Origin of the sequence: Streptomyces sp. NPDC093260, assembly GCF_040683715.1 — a bacterium.
GTDB classification, from domain to species: domain Bacteria; phylum Actinomycetota; class Actinomycetes; order Streptomycetales; family Streptomycetaceae; genus Streptomyces; species Streptomyces sennicomposti.
This window is the reverse complement of the sequence record NZ_JBFBEK010000004.1, coordinates 202,389-218,610: the sequence shown is the minus strand read 5'-3', so window position 1 is coordinate 218,610 and position 16,222 is coordinate 202,389. Positions and strand designations below refer to the sequence as shown.

The following is a 16,222-nucleotide window of genomic DNA, read 5'->3' as shown; positions in this document are numbered from 1 at the left end:
TGACCCGTACGACCCATTGCCGCCCGCCCCGCCCGTGACTAGCCTGTGTTCGTCATGCCGATCGCCTGTTGAAATCTCGAACACAGGCCTGGAACAGCGGAGGGGGGCCGGTCGTGGGACGCCTCGTACCCGCCGTGACCCGGGCTCTCGACATACTGGAGCTCTTCCTCGACGGGGACGGCACGATGTCCGCCCCCGACATCGTGCGCCGGCTGCAACTGCCGCGCACCACGGTGCACGAGCTGGTCACCACGCTCGCCGCCCGCAAGTACATCGTCCAGGTGACCGGCCAGCCCGGACGCTACCGGCTCGGTGTCCGCCCCTACCAGCTCGGCAGCCGCTACGCCGAACACCTCGACCTCGCCGCCGAGGGCCAGCAGGTCGCCCGCACCGTCGCCGAGACCTGCGACGAGACCGTGCACGTGGCGATCCTGGAGGACACCGACGTCATCTACATCGCCAAGGTGGACTCCACCCACGCGGTGCGCATGGTCTCCGCGGCCGGCCGCCGGCTGCCCGCGCACTGCACCTCCGTGGGCAAGATGCTGCTGGCCTCCCTGCCCGAGCGGGAACTCGCCGCGCGCATCCCGGACGACGCCGAACTGCCCGCGATGACCCCCGACAGCATCACCGATCCCGTCGCCCTGCGCGCCGCGCTCGCCGGGATCCGGCAGCGCGGCCTGGCCGTGGAGAACCGCGAGTCCAACCCGGACGTGAGCTGCGTGGCCGCCCCGGTGCGCGACCGCACCGGACAGGTGGTCGCCGCCCTGTCCATCTCCGTGCCCATGGTCCGCTGGAGCGAGGAGCGCCGCGCCGAGCTGGAGCAGCTCGCCGTCAAGGGCGCCGCCGACCTGTCCGAACGCCTCGGCCACCGGAGTGCCGTATGACACCGCGGACACCCGCGCCCGAGTACGAGGTCGCGCTGGACGCCCGCGCCGAGCTGGGCGAGGGTCCCACCTGGGACCCGGCGGCCGGCCGGCTGATCTGGCTCGACATCCTCGCGTGCCGGGTGCACACCTACGACCCGGTCACCGGCCGCCGCACGGTGCGCACCACCGAACAGCACGTGGGCGCGGCCAAACCGCGCGTGGGCGGGGGACTGGCACTGAACCTGCGTGACGGCGTCGGCCTGCTCGACCCCGACGGAGCCTTCCGCTGGCTGCACCGCGAGCCGGTGCCCGGCCGCCGGGGCAACGACGCCGCCGTGGCCCCCGACGGCTCCCTGTGGGCCGGGACCATGCGCTACGACGAGGCCGAGGGCGGCGGCACGCTCTCCCGCCTCACCGGCGACGGCTCGGTGGAGACGGTGCTGTCCGACGTGACGGTGAGCAACGGCACGGGCTGGAGCCCGGACGGCCGCCTCATGTACTACGTCGACACCCCGACCCGCCGTATCGACGTCTTCGAGCACGACGGCGGACGGGTCGCGAACCGGCGGCAGTTGGCGCTGGTGGAGGAGGGCGCCGGGTTCCCGGACGGTCTCACCGTGGACGCCGAGGGCTGCGTCTGGGTCGCCCTGTGGGACGGCGGGGCGGTCCGCCGCTACACCCCGACGGGCGAGCTGGACCGGATCGTCCGGCTCCCCGTCCCGCGCCCCACCGCCTGCGCCTTCGGCGGCCCCGCCCTCACCGACCTCTACATCACCACGGCCCGCGTCGGCCTGACCGCCCCGCACCCGCTGGCCGGTGCGCTGCTGGTCGTCCCGGACGCGGGCAAGGGCCTGCCGCAGCCGCCGTTCGCGGGCTGAGGCGACCGACGGGGCGGGGCGGGGCGCGCCGGGCACGGCCACCGCGCCCCGCCCGGCCCGCGGCCCGCTCACCTCCCCGTCCGGTCCAGCTCCTCAAGGATCTTGCGCTCGGCCGCCGTCAGCGGGGGTCCGGACAGCGGGGGCAGCAGGGGGCCGTAGGCCACGTCCAGGAGGGTGGCCGGGCGGAAGAGGCGCTCGGGGCCGGTGAGCAGGCTGGTCACGTCCCACAGGACCGCCGCCGCGCGGTAGGAGCCGGTGGCGGCCCGGGTCAGCCGGCGGACATAGGCGGTGACCAGCCGGTCCGCCGCGCTCGGCCGCGCCCCGCGCGAATCCGGGTACCAGACGTCCTGCCCGACGGCCGCCGCCCACGCCGCGTCCACCGACCGGGCGGCCCCGCGCTGCACCCGCCGCGCGAGCCCCGGCGCGTCCACCCCGGCGCGCCCCGCCTCCTCGCCCAGCAGCCGTGCGCCCAGCGCCGCCACCGACATGCCCTGCCCGTAGGCCGGGTTGAAGGTGGCCACCGCGTCGCCGAGCGCGACGAAGCCCTCCGGCCAGCGCTCGGCCTTCTCCAGATGGCGCCGCACATTGCTGGTGCTGCGGCTGATGTGCACCTCGGTGAGGGGCTCGGCGCCGGAGACGAGCCGGCCGACGACCGGGTCCGGCAGAGCGAGCGCGTAGGCGAGGAAGCCGTCCGGGTCGGCCGGGGGCTCGCCGCCCCGGGTGCCGGCCAGGCTCACCATCCACCGGTCGCCCTCGATGGGCATCACCATCCCGCTGCGGCCGGGCGCGGACGCGTACGGGTCGGCCTGTACGACGGTGAGCGGGAACTGCTCGGCACCGGCCGGGGCGCGGTAGACGCGGGTGGCGTTCACCAGCCCCGAGTCGACGGTCCTCGTCCGTATCCCGGTGATCCCCAGCTCCGCCAGCCACACGTCGATCCGCGACCCGCGCCCGCTCGCGTCGACCACGAGGGCGGCGGCCAGCTCCGTCTCCGTGCCGTCCGGCTCCGCCACCCGCACCCCCCGCACCCGGTCCGCGTCGCCCACCAGCCCCACGGCCCGCGCCTTGCGGATCCGCACGCCGGTGTGCGCGACGACGGCCTCCCGCACCGTCCAGTCCAGCAGCGCGCGGGTGCAGCTGAGCATGCTCGGGCCGTCGTGGCGCCAGCGGCGGAACCAGCCCTCGGGCGACAGGTTCAGCATGCCCGAGCCGAGGGGTATCTCCCGCGCCCCGGCCGCCAGCAGCCGCCCGCGCAGACCCGCGCCCGGCAGCATCTCCTGCATGGCGGCCAGCCCGCCGGCCATCAGCAGATGCGCGTGCCGGCCCTGCGGCAGGCCCTTGCGGTGCTCGGGGCCGTCGGGCAGGTCGTCGCGGTCGAGCACGACCACCTCGTCCACGGCGGGCGACAGCGCCGCGGCGGCCAGCAGACCGGCCAGACCGGCGCCGACGACGACGGCCCGTCGGGCGCCGTCGGCCCGGGGCGCGCCGTCGCCGGGGGAGACGGCACGGGTGCGGGTGGCTCTAGCGGACATGGAACTCCTCGAAGTCGGCCATGGTCTCAACCATGGGAGGTCCGCACGGACTTGTCGGGCACGGCGGCGTCGGCGGGCGACCGGGCCAGCGCCTGCGCCAGCTCCACCAGGCCGCAGGTGCCGGACACCTCCGTGGCGTGCAGACGGTAGCCGCTCGCCACCCGCGGGGGTTCCTCGCGGGCGGCGGCCCGGCGCGCGGCGTCGGCGAGCATCGCCGCCTCCGCCGCGATCCGCGCCTCGTGCGCGCCGCGGCCCGCGTCCAGGGCGGCGGCCAGGGCCTGTTGGCGCACCCGGTCGTCGAAGTAGGGGGCGAGACCGAGCAGCGCGTCGTGGATGGACACCTCGCGCCAGTGCAGCCGCGCCCGCGGCAACTGCCACCAGGTGCTGGGGGGTTTGGGCGCGGTGGACACGAACCGCACCCGCGACCACAGCGGTCCGAGCCGGCGGTAGTCGCGCAGGCTGTTCAGCTGCACGACGACCGCCGGCAGCAGCCTCGGCAGCACGAAGCCCGCCGAGCACAGCAGGGCGCCCAGCGAGGCCAGCGGCGGGGCGACCTGCGTCGACAGCGCGTCCAGATCGTGGCCCGTCCAACGCGCCGCCACGGCCGTGTACTTGGTGAGCTGGAAGCCGAACACGTCCAGCAGCGACCCGGCCAGGATGAGCCGCAGCCCGGCCCGCAGCAGCCCTGTGACCTCCTGGCTCCACTTCACGCACAGCGTGCACATCGTCACGGTGGCCGCGCTGTGCCCGAGCAGGTAGAGCAGGATCATCTCGCGCAGGTACGGCGTGTTGGCGTAGTACGTGTCGAGGTCGGTCAGCCGCTCGGTGCGGGCGTCACCGAGCGCGAACAGCACGACGATCGCGGCGATCAGCGGCACATACGCGGCGATGCTGCGCAGCACCATCCGCCGCACCCGCTCGCGGGGGCCGCCGCGCCAGTGGATCAGCAGGATCAGCAGCGAGCAGCTGTACGCGCAGAGCATGCCGTACGTCAGCGGGGCGCCGAAGTTGGGAATGCCGGTGAGCCGGTTGACGGCGGACAGGGTCAGCGGCGCCGAGCAGACGAACACCAGCGAGCCGAGGAAGATCGCCACGCAGGTGGAGACGGTCAGCGGGTCGCGTACGGCGGTGCGCGGGCGGCGCAGCAGCACGACGGCCGACAGCCCGAACAGCCCGGCCGCCAGATAGACGACGAGACTCACCGCCGCCACCCCCGCCCGGCCCCGGCGCGCACCCCGCGGACCGGCACCGCCCTCACCGGGCCCCCGTCGGCGTCGTCCCGCCCCGGACCTCGACGGCCGTGACCTCGACGGCCGCCATCCCGGCCGCCGTGACCTCACCGGCCGCGACCTCGGGTGTCGGGATCTCGCCCGCCGTGAGCCCGGCGGGCGCGACCTCGGGTGTCGGGACCTGGGCCGCCGGGACCTCGGCGGCGGCCGCCGTCCCGGCCGCCGGGACCTCGCCCACCGCGACCTCGGGCGTCAGGACGACCTGAGCCCCCGGGATCTCGCCCACCGGTGCGCGGCCCACCGCGACCCCGCCCGCCGCCGCGTCACCCGCCGGAACCTCGTCAGCCGGCACCCCACCCGTCAGGATCTCGCCCGTCGGGATCGCACCCGCCGCCGTACCGCCCCGGCGGGCGGCCCCCGGGGCCGTCCCCAGGGCGTCGGCGACGCGTACCAGCACCGCGGCTCCCGGGACCGGCACCGTCAGCCGGCCGCCGGGGGCCTCGGGCAGAGCGAGGCCGTCCGGGACCCGGAGGGGCGGCCGGCCGTCCGCCGCCGCCTCGGCGACCGCCGCCCGGATCACCGCCGCCCACGCGGCGGCCTCCGCGTGCTCCTTGTCGCCGTCGGCGTCCAGCGCGGCGGTGTGCACGCGTTCGTACAGGGCGTGGTCGAAGGCCGCGTCGAGATAGCCGAGGGCGTTGTGGATGCTGGTCTGCCGCCACATCAGCCGGGTGGTGGGGGAGGCCCAGCGCGGGCGGGGCAGCCGCAGCGCGTGGCGGGTGAGGACGCCGTCCAGCTCCCGCTCCAGCGGCTCCAGCCGGGCGTACGCGCGCCGGGAGCGCCGCCACTGGGTCAGCCGGGGCCCGGCCAGCGGGACCAGGATGCCCACCGAGGTCAGCAGGGCGCCGAGCCCGGCCGCGGCCGGCGAGACCGTCGTGCCGAGCCCCGACCAGTCCCGGCCGCACCAGCGGGCCACGACGGCGACCAGCTTGATCACGCTGTACCCGGCGTTGCACAGCGACCCGGTCCCCAGCAGCACCAGCCCGGCCCGCAGCCGTCCGGACACCTCGCGGGCCCAGCACAGCGAGGAGACCGTGGTGACGGTCACGGCGGTGAGGTGCCCGAGCAGGTACAGCACGATCATCTCGGCGATGAACGGCGTCGTCGCGTAATAGGTGTCCAGATCCGTGCGCCGTTCCACCGGCGCGCTGCCCAGCGCGAACATGACCGCGATCCCCACGAGCACCACCGCGTACGCCACCACCCAGCGGCGCACCACCCGGCGCACCCGCGGCCCGCCGCGCCAGTGCACGATGAGCACCTGGGAGGCCGCGCTGTAGGCGGTGATCGACGCGTAGGTCAGCGGCGCGGCGAGGTTCGGCACACCGCTGAGCCGGTTGACCGCGCCGACCGTGGGTGCGGCCCCCAGCAGGAAACACACGCCGGCCAGGCCCAGCACCGCGCAGATCGCCCGCAGATAGGGGTCGTGCCGGTGGCGTATCAGGTCCGGTGTCTTCACCGCCAGGCCCAGCCACAGCGCGCCGCAGCTGACGTAGTTGATCAGGCCGGTCATCTTCTCCGTGTCCCGCGGTAGTTGAGCGCCGCTCCGATGCGTCCGGCCACGCCCTCGTCGGCGGCGGGAGCGGCGGCGGGCGGGGCGTCCGCCGGCGCCTCCTCCAGCCAGGTGCGCAGCCGGCCGCCCATGAGCATGCCGAACCGGTCGGCCTCCTGCTCGTCGGCCAGGCTGAAATCGGTGCGGGCGGCGACGGGGCGGGGCGCGCCGCCGGGCACGGCGGCGCCGGCCGGGCCGGCGTCCTCGTCGCGCCGGTTCATGTGCCACACCTCGTGGCAGAAGATGACGATCTGGTGCCAGACGGCGGCCCGTTGGTCCACGACGACCACGTCCTGCGTCTCCGCCTCCAGCCACAGCCCGCTGGCGGTGTGCGGCGGGAACATCTCGCGGCGCACCACGACCCGCCGCCCGCGCCAGGCGCTGACGGCGTCGACCAGCGCGGCGAACAGCGCCTCGGGGTCCGCGGGGACCGGCACCCGGATGGTGTCGATGAGAGCGTCGGCGAGCCGCCGCATCTCCCGTTTCCTACGCACCCGCACCCCTTCCGGCCGCCCGTGCCACGGCGGACCGTTCGAGCCTACGCGGCTCCGCGTGTCCGCGTCAGGCGATAACGCGACCGTTCGTTCAACGCCCAACGAAACGGCCGGAGACCGCCGCCGCCCCGGGCGCAACGCCGCCGGAACGCCCCTCGGCGGCCCCTCCCGGAGTCCCGGAGTCCCGGAGTCCCGGGCGGGGCCGCGCTCTCAGCGGCCGGGCGAGTGCACCGCCGCCACCGGCACCCCGCCGGCCGTGCTGCCCAGCAGCGTCAGCTCCACCCGGCCCGGCCCCGCATCCGTCGTTCCGTCCGACAGGACCGCCAGGGCCAGGGTGTTGGCGCCCCGGGTGCGCAGGATGCCGTTCGGCAGCACGAAGGTGTGCTGCGGACCCACGTCGTTGACGTACTGGCCGAGATTCCAGCCGTTGAGGAAGATCTGCGCGCGGTAGGCCCGGCGCGGATCGTCCTGGAGCGTCAGCCCGACCGAGGCGTCCACGCCCGTCGGCACGGTCAGCCGGAACGTCGTCCGGTACCAGGTCACGCCCTGCCGCCGTCCGGAGCGCGGGAAGGCGACGGGCTCCCAGTCCCCGTCCGCGAAGCCGGGCAGATGCCAGCCGGACCGTTCGCCGTACAGCCCGCCGTTGTTCAGCGGCCCGCGCACCGGATCGGGCGCGGCCTCGCCCTGGATGCGCCACACCGTCTTCGGCGCGGCCCCGGCGAAGGAGACCGCCGTCAGACCGCGGGCCGCCTTGTGGGTGTCCCGTGACGCGCCGTCCTGGTCGTGCGCCATCCGCCGCACGAGCACGGACAGCACGTGCCGCCCGTCCCCGCGCGGCCGCCCGGGCACCTCGAAGACGGCCGTGTCCGTCCAGGTGCCCTTGCGGATCGTGGCGTTGTCCGGGACCGGCATCCGGTGCGTGCCCAGCGGCTCGCCGTCCAGCCAGGCCATCAGCAGGCCCAGGGTGCCGGTGCTGTAGGAGAGCTTCACCGACTCCAGACCGGCCGCGTCCGCGAGCGTCCCGCGGTACCAGACGTCGCCGTAGTGGAAGCCGTAGTCGTCCGCGAAGAGCACCGGCTGCCCGGCGGGCACGGGGGTGGTGCTGTGCGAGGTCCTCTTGTCGGCGACCCGCCACGCCGAGTCGTCGAAGCCGGGGGCCGACTCCGGGTTCTCCGTCCGGGCCCGCCAGCCGCCGAGCGCCGGCAGCCTGAGCTTCGGCACGCCGGGCAGCCGGGCGGCGGCGCGCAGACTGTCCGCGCCGGTCGCGACGGTCTCCACCGCGCGGCCGTTCCACGTCACGGCGTCGGCGCCGCGCGGCCCCCACACCTCGAGACCGGCCGGCGCCGCCGTGTCCCCGGTCAGGTGCACGGTGGAGCCGCGCAGCGCGGCGGTGCGCAGCAGCCCCGGCCCGTACACCAGCACGGAGCCCGACGGGGTGTCGTACGGCCACAGCCTGAGCGAGGCCGCGTCGTCGGCGAACAGCACCAGCAGCGGCCGGTCGTTCCCGTCGCCCTCGACCCGCGCGCCGGCCAGCCCGCCCGCGCCGAGCGGCGCGGTCAGCCGCAGCAGCCCGTCGGCCCACACGTCCGCCGCCTGCTGGCTCAGCCGGGTGACCAACGGCTCCTCGGGGCACTCCAGGACCACGCGCGCCATGTCGCCGCGCCGCCCGCAGAACACCACGATGTCCTGCCGGCCCGCCGACATGAACAGCATCGGCTGCGCGGTCGCCGACCGCAGCCGCCGCGCCCCGAGCCGCAGCCCGGTGACCAGCAGCCGCGCGTCCCGCCCCGGCACGTCCACGGGCAGGCCGTCCCCGCCGGAGACCCGCAGGGTGCTGGAGACCTTCTCGGCGCCGTCGTTGCGCAGGACGTAGACGTGGGCGCCGGTGTCCGGATTGCGCAGGTGGTACGTGGTCAGCCCGGGCGCGCGCACGTCCGCCGCACGGTCCAGCTTGGCGAAGTCCGGGATGGTGCGCAGCATGTGGCCCGTCTGGTGCATCGGGGCGAGCTTCGCGGTGAGCTGCCGGCCCTCGGCGATGGCCGCCCCGTAGTCGTACGACGTGTAGACGACCGGCGCGGGCAGCCAGCCCCAGGAGGTGCCGCCGAAGGTCATGTAGACGTTGTGCGCGGTGATCCCGTTGGCGAGGTTGGTCAGGTGGAAGCGCCGCTCGTAGGCGGCGTCGCGGGTGCGGCGCGCCTCGGCGTACCCCTTGCCCTGGAAGAACGCCCCGCCCCACGGGTCGAACCAGCCGCCCCCGAACTCGGGGATGAACCCGGGCGTACGGGGGCTCGCGCTGGCCCCGCCGGTCTTGCCGCCGCTGCCGAAGGAGCCCCAGTCCGGCGGGGTCTGGGACGGCGAGGGGTAGCCGTCGAAGCCGTACAGCCAGCCGCCCTGCTCGCCGCCGGTGTCGAAACTGCCGGGCGTCCAGTGGCCGTTGCGGCCCTTGTCGTTGTGGAAGAGGGGGACGTCGATGCCGTCGGCGCGGACCTTCTCGTACAGGTGCGACATGTAGGCGCGGCCGGTGGGCTCGTCCACGTGCGCGTCGTACTCGTTCTCGATCTGGTACAGCAGCACGGTGCCGTCGCCGTGGGTGAGCAGATGCCGGGAGGCGATGGCGTTCACCTGGCCGAGCCACTCGTCCACGTGCTTCAGGTACGCCGGGTCGTCGGTCCGCGCGACGCCCTCGGCGGCGGTGAGCCAACCGGGGAAGCCGCCGCCGTCGACCTCGGCGTTGATGTAGGGGCCGGGGCGCAGGACGACGTAGAGCCCGGTCTCGGCGGCCGTGCGCAGGAACAGGTCCAGGTCGCGGACCCCGGTGAAGTCGTACCGCCCGGGCGCCGGCGAGTGGTAGTTCCAGGCCACGTAGACGCTGACGGCGTTGTAGCCGTGGGCGCGCATCTTCTGCAGGACGTCCCGCCACAGGGACGGGCTCGGCAGCCGGAACGGGTGCATCTCGCCCGACCACAGCACCAGGCGGCGGCCGTCGACCAGCAGCGAGTAGCGGTCGAAGGCGACGGTGTGCCGCCGGCCGTCGGGGCGGGGCGCGGGCGGCGGGGGACCGGTGGGCACCTCGCGCGCCGCGTACGCCGACGACGCCCCCGATCCCGCACTGCCGCCCAGTGCCAGTCCGAGCGCGGCGGTGCCCGCGAGGGCGCTGAATGAACGTCTGCTGAGCGCCAAAGCTTGTGCCTCCCGGGCGGATCTTACGGGGCGCGGGTCCCGCCATTCTCCATGGCACCGGGCGTCACAATGGCGGCATGAGGATCTCGGCACGGGCGGATTACGCGGTACGGGCGGTTCTGGAACTGGCCGTACGGCACCGCGAGGGCCCGCAGGCCCCGGTGAAGGCGGAGACGATCGCGGCCGAACAGGGCATCTCCCACAAGTTCCTGGAAGGGATCCTCGGCGACCTGCGCCGCGCGGGCGTGGTGACCAGCCGGCGCGGCGGGGGCGGCGGATACGCCCTGGCCCGGCCGGCGTCGGCGATCACGGTGGCGGACGTCATCCGCGCGGTGGACGGCCCGATCGTCTCGGTACGCGGCGAACGCCCCACGGGCCTGACGTACACGGGCTCGGCGGAACCCCTGCTCCCCCTCTGGATCGCCCTCCGGGCCAACGTCCGCCGCATCCTGGAGGGCGTGACGCTCGCGGACATCGCCGCGGGAGCGCTCCCGGAGGAGGTGCGCGCCCTGGCGGCGGAACCGGGGGCCTGGGAGAACCCCTGAGGGACGTGCCCGGGGGCCGGGAAGGGGTTGGCCGAGCTTGAACCGCGGGGGCTGTGGCGGCCCGGCGGTTCAGCCTGTCCGACCGTACGTCCCGCCCGCCGCCGGCCAGGCCGTCGGCTGCGGGGTGGCCGGTTCCGGCTGGGTGCGGCCCCGTACCTGGGCCGCTGTGAGGCCGCCTGCGGCCGGGACGCCGAGGCCGTAGGGGGAGGGGGTGGGCAGGGGTGCGCCCGGCGGGCCCGTCTGCGGGACCGGTCGCAGGGCCGGGGCGAGGACGGGGGTGGGCGCCGGTACCGGAGGTGGGGGCGGTACCGGCGCCGGCGGGTAGGGCTGTGCCGGTGGTGTCGCGGCGGCGGGCGCCGGGGCGTACGGCGTCGGCGCGGGCGCCACCGGGGCCGGCACCGGCACCGGCGCCATCGGTCCTGGTGCCACCGGCGTCGGCGCGGGGGCCACCGGCATCGGTCCCCGAGCCGGCGCCGGAGGCGTCCCCGTCGCAGGGGCGGCTGTTTCCGGTCCCGCCGGGTGCGCCAGCCGTACCCCCGCCCCGTTCGTCTGGCTCACCAGGCGGTCCACCGCCGCCGTGCCCGAGCTGTACGCGGTCGCTGCCGTCGGCGCCGGGGCCTCGCAGCCCGCCCCCGGTCCCGCGTCGTACAGCACCCCTTGCAGCGCGGGCACCAGCCGCCGTACGTCCACCTCCGGCCGTACCACGAGGCGCAGGAAGCGGCTGGAGGAGCCGATCTTGTTGCCGCACTCGCGGACCAGGATGCGGTGCTCGTTCAGCAGGCGGTCGCGGACCACCGTGCCCTCCGCGCCCACGGGGAGGCGGACGAAGAGGAAGTTGCCCTGGGACGGGTAGACCGTGAGGCCGGGCAGCGCGGCGAGGTGGGCGGCCATCGCCGTGCGGTCGCGGCGCACCAGTTCGATGCTCTGCCGGTACTCCGCGCCATGCTCCCGCAGCATGAACACCACGTGCTCGGCGAAGGAGTTGAGGTTCCACTTGGGCAGCATCGCGCGCACGCGGCCCGCCAGGGCGGGGTTGGCGACGAGGTAGCCGAAGCGGACGCCGTGCAGGCCGAAGTTCTTGCCGAGGCTGCGCAGGACGACCACGTTGGGCCGCAGCATCGCCTCCCGGACGACGCTGGGGTCGGCCTCGGCGTCGGCGAACTCCAGGAAGGACTCGTCCACCACGATCAGGTCCAGGTCGGCCATGGCGTCCAGGAACTCGACCACCTCCCGCTTGGGCAGGAAGCCGCCGTCGGGGTTGTTGGGGTTGCAGACCACCGCCGCCCTGGTGCCGCGACGGCGGATGAACTCGGCGTAGCGGGCGAGGTCGAGGGCGAAGCCGCCGGCCTCCTGGAGCGGGAACATGTCGACCCGTTTGCCGGTCTCCATGGGCTGGTCGGTCCAGCGGCCGAACGTGGGGACGGGCACGGCGAGGGACTCGCGGATGAGCAGGTGGTCGAGCCAGGTGATCAGTTCCGTGGAGCCGTTGCCCATCGCCACGCACTGCGGGGGCAGCTGGAGCAGGTCGCACAGTTCGCCGGTGACGGTGCCGGCGTCGCTCGGGTAGTACGTGATGATCTCGCGCAGCCCGGACGCCAGTTCGTCGAACATGGCGGGCGTGGGGAAGTACGGGTTGCACGGGACGCAGAAGTCCACCGGGCCGCTCGCGCCGTCGCCGCTCTCCCGCGTCAGCGCCGCCATCGACGGGCTGTGCGCCGCCGTGCCGCGGAAGAGCGAGGTGACGTCGCCGGCCAAGGGAACCTCCGTCTGTGGGTGGCCCGTGCGGGGGAGCACGGGCCGCCCACAGATACGGAGGGCGGGGCCGCGGTGTTCAACGGCTCCCGCGACCGGGCCCCTTCACGCGCCGAACGAGTGCACCGTCGTGGTCCGGTACGTCTGGCCGGGGCGCAGCACCGTGGACGGGAAGGCGGGGTGGTTCGGGGAGTCCGGGAAGTGCTGAGTCTCCAGGGCCAGTCCGTCGCCCTGCCGGTAGGTGCGCCCGGACGGGCCGACCAGTGTGCCGTCGAGGAAGTTGCCCGAGTAGAACTGCACGCCGGGCTGGTCGGTGGCGATCTTCAGGGTGCGCCCGGAGGACGGGTCGCGCAGGGTCGCCATGTGCACCGGGCGGGCGGTGACGCCCTTGTCGAGGACGAAGTTGTGGTCGAAGCCCTTGGCGGTGACGATCTGCGGGTGGGCCGCGCGGATGTCGCGGCCGATCGGCTTGGCGCGGGTGAAGTCGAAGGGGGTGCCCTTGACCGGCGCGAGTTCGCCGGTGGGGATCAGACCCTGGTCGGTGGGGGTGTACCGGTCGGCGGCGAGCCACAGTTCGTGGTCGAGGACGCTGCCGCTGCCCTCGCCCGCGAGGTTGAAGTAGGTGTGGTTGGTGAGGTTCACGACGGTGGGCCGGTCGGTGGTGGCGGTGTAGTCGATGCGCCAGTCGCCGTGCCGGGTGAGGGTGTACGTCACCTTGGTGCGCAGCGTGCCGGGGTAGCCCATCTCGCCGTCGACGCTGACGTAGTGCAGGTGGAGGCCGACGTCGGAGCCCGAGGTGAACGGCTCGACGTCCCACACCTTGGTGTTGAAGCCCTTCGCGCCGCCGTGCAGGCTGTTGACGCCGTCGTTGACGGAGAGCTGGTAGGTGCGGCCGTCCAGGGTGAAGCGGCCGTTCGCGATGCGGTTGCCGTAGCGGCCGATGGTGGCGCCGAAGAAGGTGGTGCCGGCGACGTAGGCGGCCAGGTTGTCGTAGCCGAGGGACACGTTGGCGTGGCGGCCGTGGCGGTCGGGGATCTCCAGCGACTGGACGATGCCGCCGTAGGAGAGGACCTTCAGGCGGGTGCCGCCGTTCTCCAGGCTCCAGCGGTGGACCTTGGTGCCGTCGGCGAGGGCGCCGAAGGGTTCCCTCACCGGTCCGCGGCCCGGTGAGGGGGCGGCGGCCTGTGCCGTCCCGCCGAGCGTGGTGGCGGCGATGCCCGCGGCCGCCGCGCCCGCGAGGACCGTGCGTCTGTTCAGTTCCATGTGCGGCTCCCTGAGAAGGAAGGGCCCCGCGCTCCGGCGGGGCCCGAGCTGACCTACGAACCGGACTTGCGCTTGTTCCACACGTCGAAGCCGACCGCCACCAGCAGGGCCAGGCCCTTGATGACCTGCTGCCAGTCGGTGCCGACGCTGAGGAGGTTCATGCCGTTGTTGAGCACGCCGAGGACGAGACCGCCGATGATCGCGCCGAGCACGGTGCCCACACCGCCGCTCATGGAGGCGCCGCCGATGAACGAGGAGGCGATCGCCTCCAGTTCGAAGTTGACACCGGCCTTCGGCGAGGCCGCGTTCAGCCGGGCGGCGACCACCAGGCCGGCCAGGGCGGCGAGGACGCCCATGTTCAGGAACACCTGGAAGGTGACCCGCTTGTCCTTCACACCCGACAGCTTCGCGGCCGGCAGGTTGCCGCCGATCGCGTAGATGTGCCGGCCGAAGACGGCGTTGCGCATGACGTAGCCGTAGCCGACCACCAGCGCGGCCAGGATGATCAGGATGATCGGCGCGCCCTTGTAGCTGGCCAGCAGCAGGGTCAGTACGAGGATCGCGGCGACCAGGGCGACCAGCTTCAGCGCGAACAGCCTCACCGGCACCACGTCGAGGGTGAACTCCCGCTGCCGGCGCCGGGCCCGCACCTCCTGCCACACCACGGCCGCGATCAGGACGAAGCCGAGGAGCAGCGTGAGGTTGTGGTAGTTGGTGTTCGGGCCGGCCTCGGGCAGGAAGCCGTTGCCCATCTTCTGCAGGCCGTCCGGGAACGGGCCGAGGGTCTGTCCCTTGAGCAGGATCTCCGTCAGGCCCCGGAACAGCAGCATCCCGGCGAGGGTGACGATGAAGGACGGTATCCCGAGATACGCGATCAGGAAGCCCTGCACGGACCCGGCCGCCGCGCCCACCAGCAGGCACAGCACCAGCGCGACGGGCCAGGGCAGCCCGTGCTGCACGGTGAGGACGGCCGCGAAGGCGCCGACGAACGCGGTGAGCGAGCCCACCGACAGGTCGATGTGGCCGGCGATGATCACCAGCATCATGCCGATCGCGAGGATCAGGATGTAGCTGTTCTGGAGGACCAGGTTGGACACGTTGCGCGGCAGCAGCAGGTCGCCGCCGGTCCAGATCTCGAAGAGGACGACGATCAGACCGAGCGCGATCAGCATGCCGTACTGGCGCATGTTGCGGCGCAGTCCGTCCAGCACCAGGCCCAGCAGGCCGTCGCCGCCCCCTCCGCTGCCGCCCGGCGGCGCGGGGGCCGGGGTCTTGGCGGTCACATCCGTGCTCATCGGGTTACCTCTTTGTCCTGGGTGTCCTTCGTCATCCGGCGCATCAGCTCCTCCTGCGTGGCCTCGGCCCGCGGCACCTCGCCGGTCAGCCGCCCGGCGGACATGGTGTAGATGCGGTCGCACATGCCGAGCAGCTCGGGCAGTTCGGAGGAGATGAAGACGACCGCCTTGCCCTGCGCGGCCAGTTGGTCGATGACCGTGTAGATCTCGTACTTGGCGCCCACGTCGATGCCCCGCGTGGGCTCGTCCAGGATCAGCACATCGGGACCCGCGAAGATCCACTTGCTGAGGACGACCTTCTGCTGGTTGCCGCCGGACAGCTTGCCCACCGGCTCGAACACCGTCGGCGCCTTGATGTTCATGGACCTGCGGAAGCCCTCGGAGACCTGCCGCTCCTCGTGCTCGTCCACCACGCCGCGCCGGGCGACCTTGCGCAGCGCGGTCAGCGTGATGTTCCGGTTGATGGTGTCGATGAGGTTGAGGCCGTAGTGCTTGCGGTCCTCAGTGACGTACGCGATGCCGTGCCCGACCGCCTCCGCGACGGTCCGGGTACGGATCTCGGTCCCGTCCTTGAGGACCGTGCCGGCCGCGTACCGGCCGTAGGAGCGGCCGAAGACGTTCATCGCGAGTTCGGTGCGGCCCGCGCCCATCAGGCCGGCGATGCCGACGATCTCCCCGCGCCGCACCTGGAGCGACACGCCGTCCACGACCTTGCGCTGCTGGTCGATGGGGTGGAACACGGTCCAGTCGCGGATCTCCAGCGCCGGGGCCGCGCCCTCCTCGGCCTGGTGCGGGGTGCGTTCGGGGAAGCGGTGGTCGAGGTCGCGGCCGACCATGCCCGCGATGATCCGCTCCTCGGTGGTCTCGGCGGCCTTCACATCGAGGGTCTCGATGGTGCGTCCGTCGCGCAGGATCGTCACCGAGTCGGCGACCTTGCGGATCTCGTTCAGCTTGTGCGAGATGATGATCGAGGTGATGCCCTGCTTCTTCAACTCCAGGATGAGGTCCAGGAGTTTGTCGCTGTCCTCGTCGTTCAGGGCCGCCGTCGGCTCGTCCAGGATGAGCAGCTTCACCGACTTCGACAGCGCCTTGGCGATCTCCACCAGCTGCTGCTTGCCGACGCCGATGTCCGCGACCCGGGTCTCCGGGTGCTCGTCCAGACCGACCCGGCGCAGCAGTTCGGCGGCGTGCTTGAGTGTGTCGTGCCAGTTGATGAGCCCGCGGGTGGCGTGCTCGTTGCCGAGGAAGATGTTCTCGGCGATGGACAGGAACGGCACCAGCGCCAGTTCCTGGTGGATGATGACGATGCCGTGCTGCTCGCTGGCCCGGATGTCCTTGAAGCGGCACGGCTCACCCTCGAAGAGGATCTCGCCGTCGTAACTGCCGTGCGGATGAACCCCGGAGAGCACCTTCATCAGGGTGGACTTGCCGGCGCCGTTCTCCCCGCAGACGGCGTGGACCTCGCCCTGACGGACACTCAGGTTGACGTCCGACAGTGCCTTGACACCGGGAAAGGTCTTGACGATCGAGCGCATTTCCAGGACGGGTCCCGCCATGGTCGTGCCTTCCAGTCGTG

General features: G+C 73.7%; 11 protein-coding genes and 1 pseudogene. 3 read left to right on the top strand and 9 right to left on the bottom strand.

Going from position 1 to position 16,222, the window contains the following annotated elements; all coding sequences use genetic code 11:
- Positions 1 to 113 precede the first annotated feature (113 nt).
- Together AB0N63_RS07105 and AB0N63_RS07100 are read left to right on the top strand one after the other, a co-directional pair.
- Entirely contained in the window at positions 114 to 887 is a 774-nt protein-coding gene (locus tag AB0N63_RS07105; RefSeq protein WP_365525243.1) for an IclR family transcriptional regulator, read from the top strand.
- Positions 884 to 1,747, top strand: coding sequence for an SMP-30/gluconolactonase/LRE family protein (locus AB0N63_RS07100; protein WP_365525241.1), 864 nt, complete (start codon positions 884 to 886; stop codon positions 1,745 to 1,747). The genes AB0N63_RS07105 and AB0N63_RS07100 overlap by 4 nt, the downstream gene beginning before the upstream one ends.
- 68 nt (positions 1,748 to 1,815) lie before the next feature.
- On the opposite strand, the gene AB0N63_RS07095 is transcribed toward AB0N63_RS07100, so the two are convergent.
- The 5 genes and pseudogenes from AB0N63_RS07095 to AB0N63_RS07075 all read right to left on the bottom strand — a co-directional run bounded on the left by AB0N63_RS07095 (position 1,816) and on the right by AB0N63_RS07075 (position 9,791).
- A complete protein-coding gene (locus AB0N63_RS07095; protein WP_365525238.1) occupies positions 1,816 to 3,279 on the bottom strand; it encodes an FAD-dependent monooxygenase in 1,464 nt (487 codons plus the stop codon).
- A gap of 26 nt (positions 3,280 to 3,305) precedes the next feature.
- Positions 3,306 to 4,481, bottom strand: a complete 1,176-nt coding sequence (locus tag AB0N63_RS07090) for an MAB_1171c family putative transporter (protein WP_365525235.1) — start codon at positions 4,479 to 4,481, stop codon at positions 3,306 to 3,308.
- 409 nt (positions 4,482 to 4,890) lie between these two features.
- Positions 4,891 to 6,078, bottom strand: a pseudogene (locus tag AB0N63_RS07085) (MAB_1171c family putative transporter); the annotation flags it as partial.
- Complete coding sequence (locus tag AB0N63_RS07080) at positions 6,075 to 6,593, bottom strand: toxin (RefSeq protein ID WP_365525670.1); 519 nt, start codon at positions 6,591 to 6,593, stop codon at positions 6,075 to 6,077. The pseudogene AB0N63_RS07085 and the gene AB0N63_RS07080, both read right to left, overlap by 4 nt.
- Positions 6,594 to 6,821: 228 nt before the next feature.
- Positions 6,822 to 9,791, bottom strand: a complete 2,970-nt coding sequence (locus tag AB0N63_RS07075) for a beta-galactosidase (protein ID WP_365525233.1) — start codon at positions 9,789 to 9,791, stop codon at positions 6,822 to 6,824.
- A 77-nt stretch (positions 9,792 to 9,868) separates the two neighbouring features.
- Here AB0N63_RS07075 and AB0N63_RS07070 point away from each other — a divergent pair, with 77 nt between their 5' ends.
- Complete coding sequence (locus tag AB0N63_RS07070; RefSeq protein WP_365525231.1) at positions 9,869 to 10,336, top strand: Rrf2 family transcriptional regulator; 468 nt, start codon at positions 9,869 to 9,871, stop codon at positions 10,334 to 10,336.
- Between the two features lie 69 nt (positions 10,337 to 10,405).
- On the opposite strand, the gene AB0N63_RS07065 is transcribed toward AB0N63_RS07070, so the two are convergent.
- From AB0N63_RS07065 to mmsA, 4 genes are all read right to left on the bottom strand, one after another.
- Positions 10,406 to 12,091 (bottom strand): aminotransferase class I/II-fold pyridoxal phosphate-dependent enzyme, encoded by a 1,686-nt coding sequence (locus tag AB0N63_RS07065; RefSeq protein WP_365525228.1) that lies wholly within the window; start codon positions 12,089 to 12,091, stop codon positions 10,406 to 10,408.
- A gap of 102 nt (positions 12,092 to 12,193) precedes the next feature.
- Positions 12,194 to 13,351 (bottom strand): aldose epimerase family protein, encoded by a 1,158-nt coding sequence (locus tag AB0N63_RS07060; RefSeq protein ID WP_365525224.1) that lies wholly within the window; start codon positions 13,349 to 13,351, stop codon positions 12,194 to 12,196.
- Positions 13,352 to 13,404: 53 nt separating this feature from the next.
- Positions 13,405 to 14,646, bottom strand: coding sequence for a multiple monosaccharide ABC transporter permease (gene mmsB, locus AB0N63_RS07055; RefSeq protein WP_365525221.1), 1,242 nt, complete (start codon positions 14,644 to 14,646; stop codon positions 13,405 to 13,407).
- Positions 14,643 to 16,202, bottom strand: coding sequence for a multiple monosaccharide ABC transporter ATP-binding protein (gene mmsA / locus AB0N63_RS07050; RefSeq protein ID WP_365525219.1), 1,560 nt, complete (start codon positions 16,200 to 16,202; stop codon positions 14,643 to 14,645). The genes mmsB and mmsA overlap by 4 nt, the downstream gene beginning before the upstream one ends.
- Between the last annotated feature and the right edge of the window lie 20 nt (positions 16,203 to 16,222).

What these genes read in the sequence shown, in the direction of transcription:
- AB0N63_RS07095 (WP_365525238.1), bottom strand. Translation starts at nt 3,279, where the DNA reads ATGTCCGCTAGAGCCACCCGCACCCGTGCCGTCTCCCCCGGCGACGGC.
- AB0N63_RS07070 (WP_365525231.1), top strand. Translation starts at nt 9,869, where the DNA reads ATGAGGATCTCGGCACGGGCGGATTACGCGGTACGGGCGGTTCTGGAA.
- mmsB (WP_365525221.1), bottom strand. Translation starts at nt 14,646, where the DNA reads ATGAGCACGGATGTGACCGCCAAGACCCCGGCCCCCGCGCCGCCGGGC.
- AB0N63_RS07080 (WP_365525670.1), bottom strand. Translation starts at nt 6,593, where the DNA reads ATGCGGCGGCTCGCCGACGCTCTCATCGACACCATCCGGGTGCCGGTC.
- mmsA (WP_365525219.1), bottom strand. Translation starts at nt 16,202, where the DNA reads ATGGCGGGACCCGTCCTGGAAATGCGCTCGATCGTCAAGACCTTTCCC.
- AB0N63_RS07100 (WP_365525241.1), top strand. Translation starts at nt 884, where the DNA reads ATGACACCGCGGACACCCGCGCCCGAGTACGAGGTCGCGCTGGACGCC.
- AB0N63_RS07060 (WP_365525224.1), bottom strand. Translation starts at nt 13,351, where the DNA reads ATGGAACTGAACAGACGCACGGTCCTCGCGGGCGCGGCGGCCGCGGGC.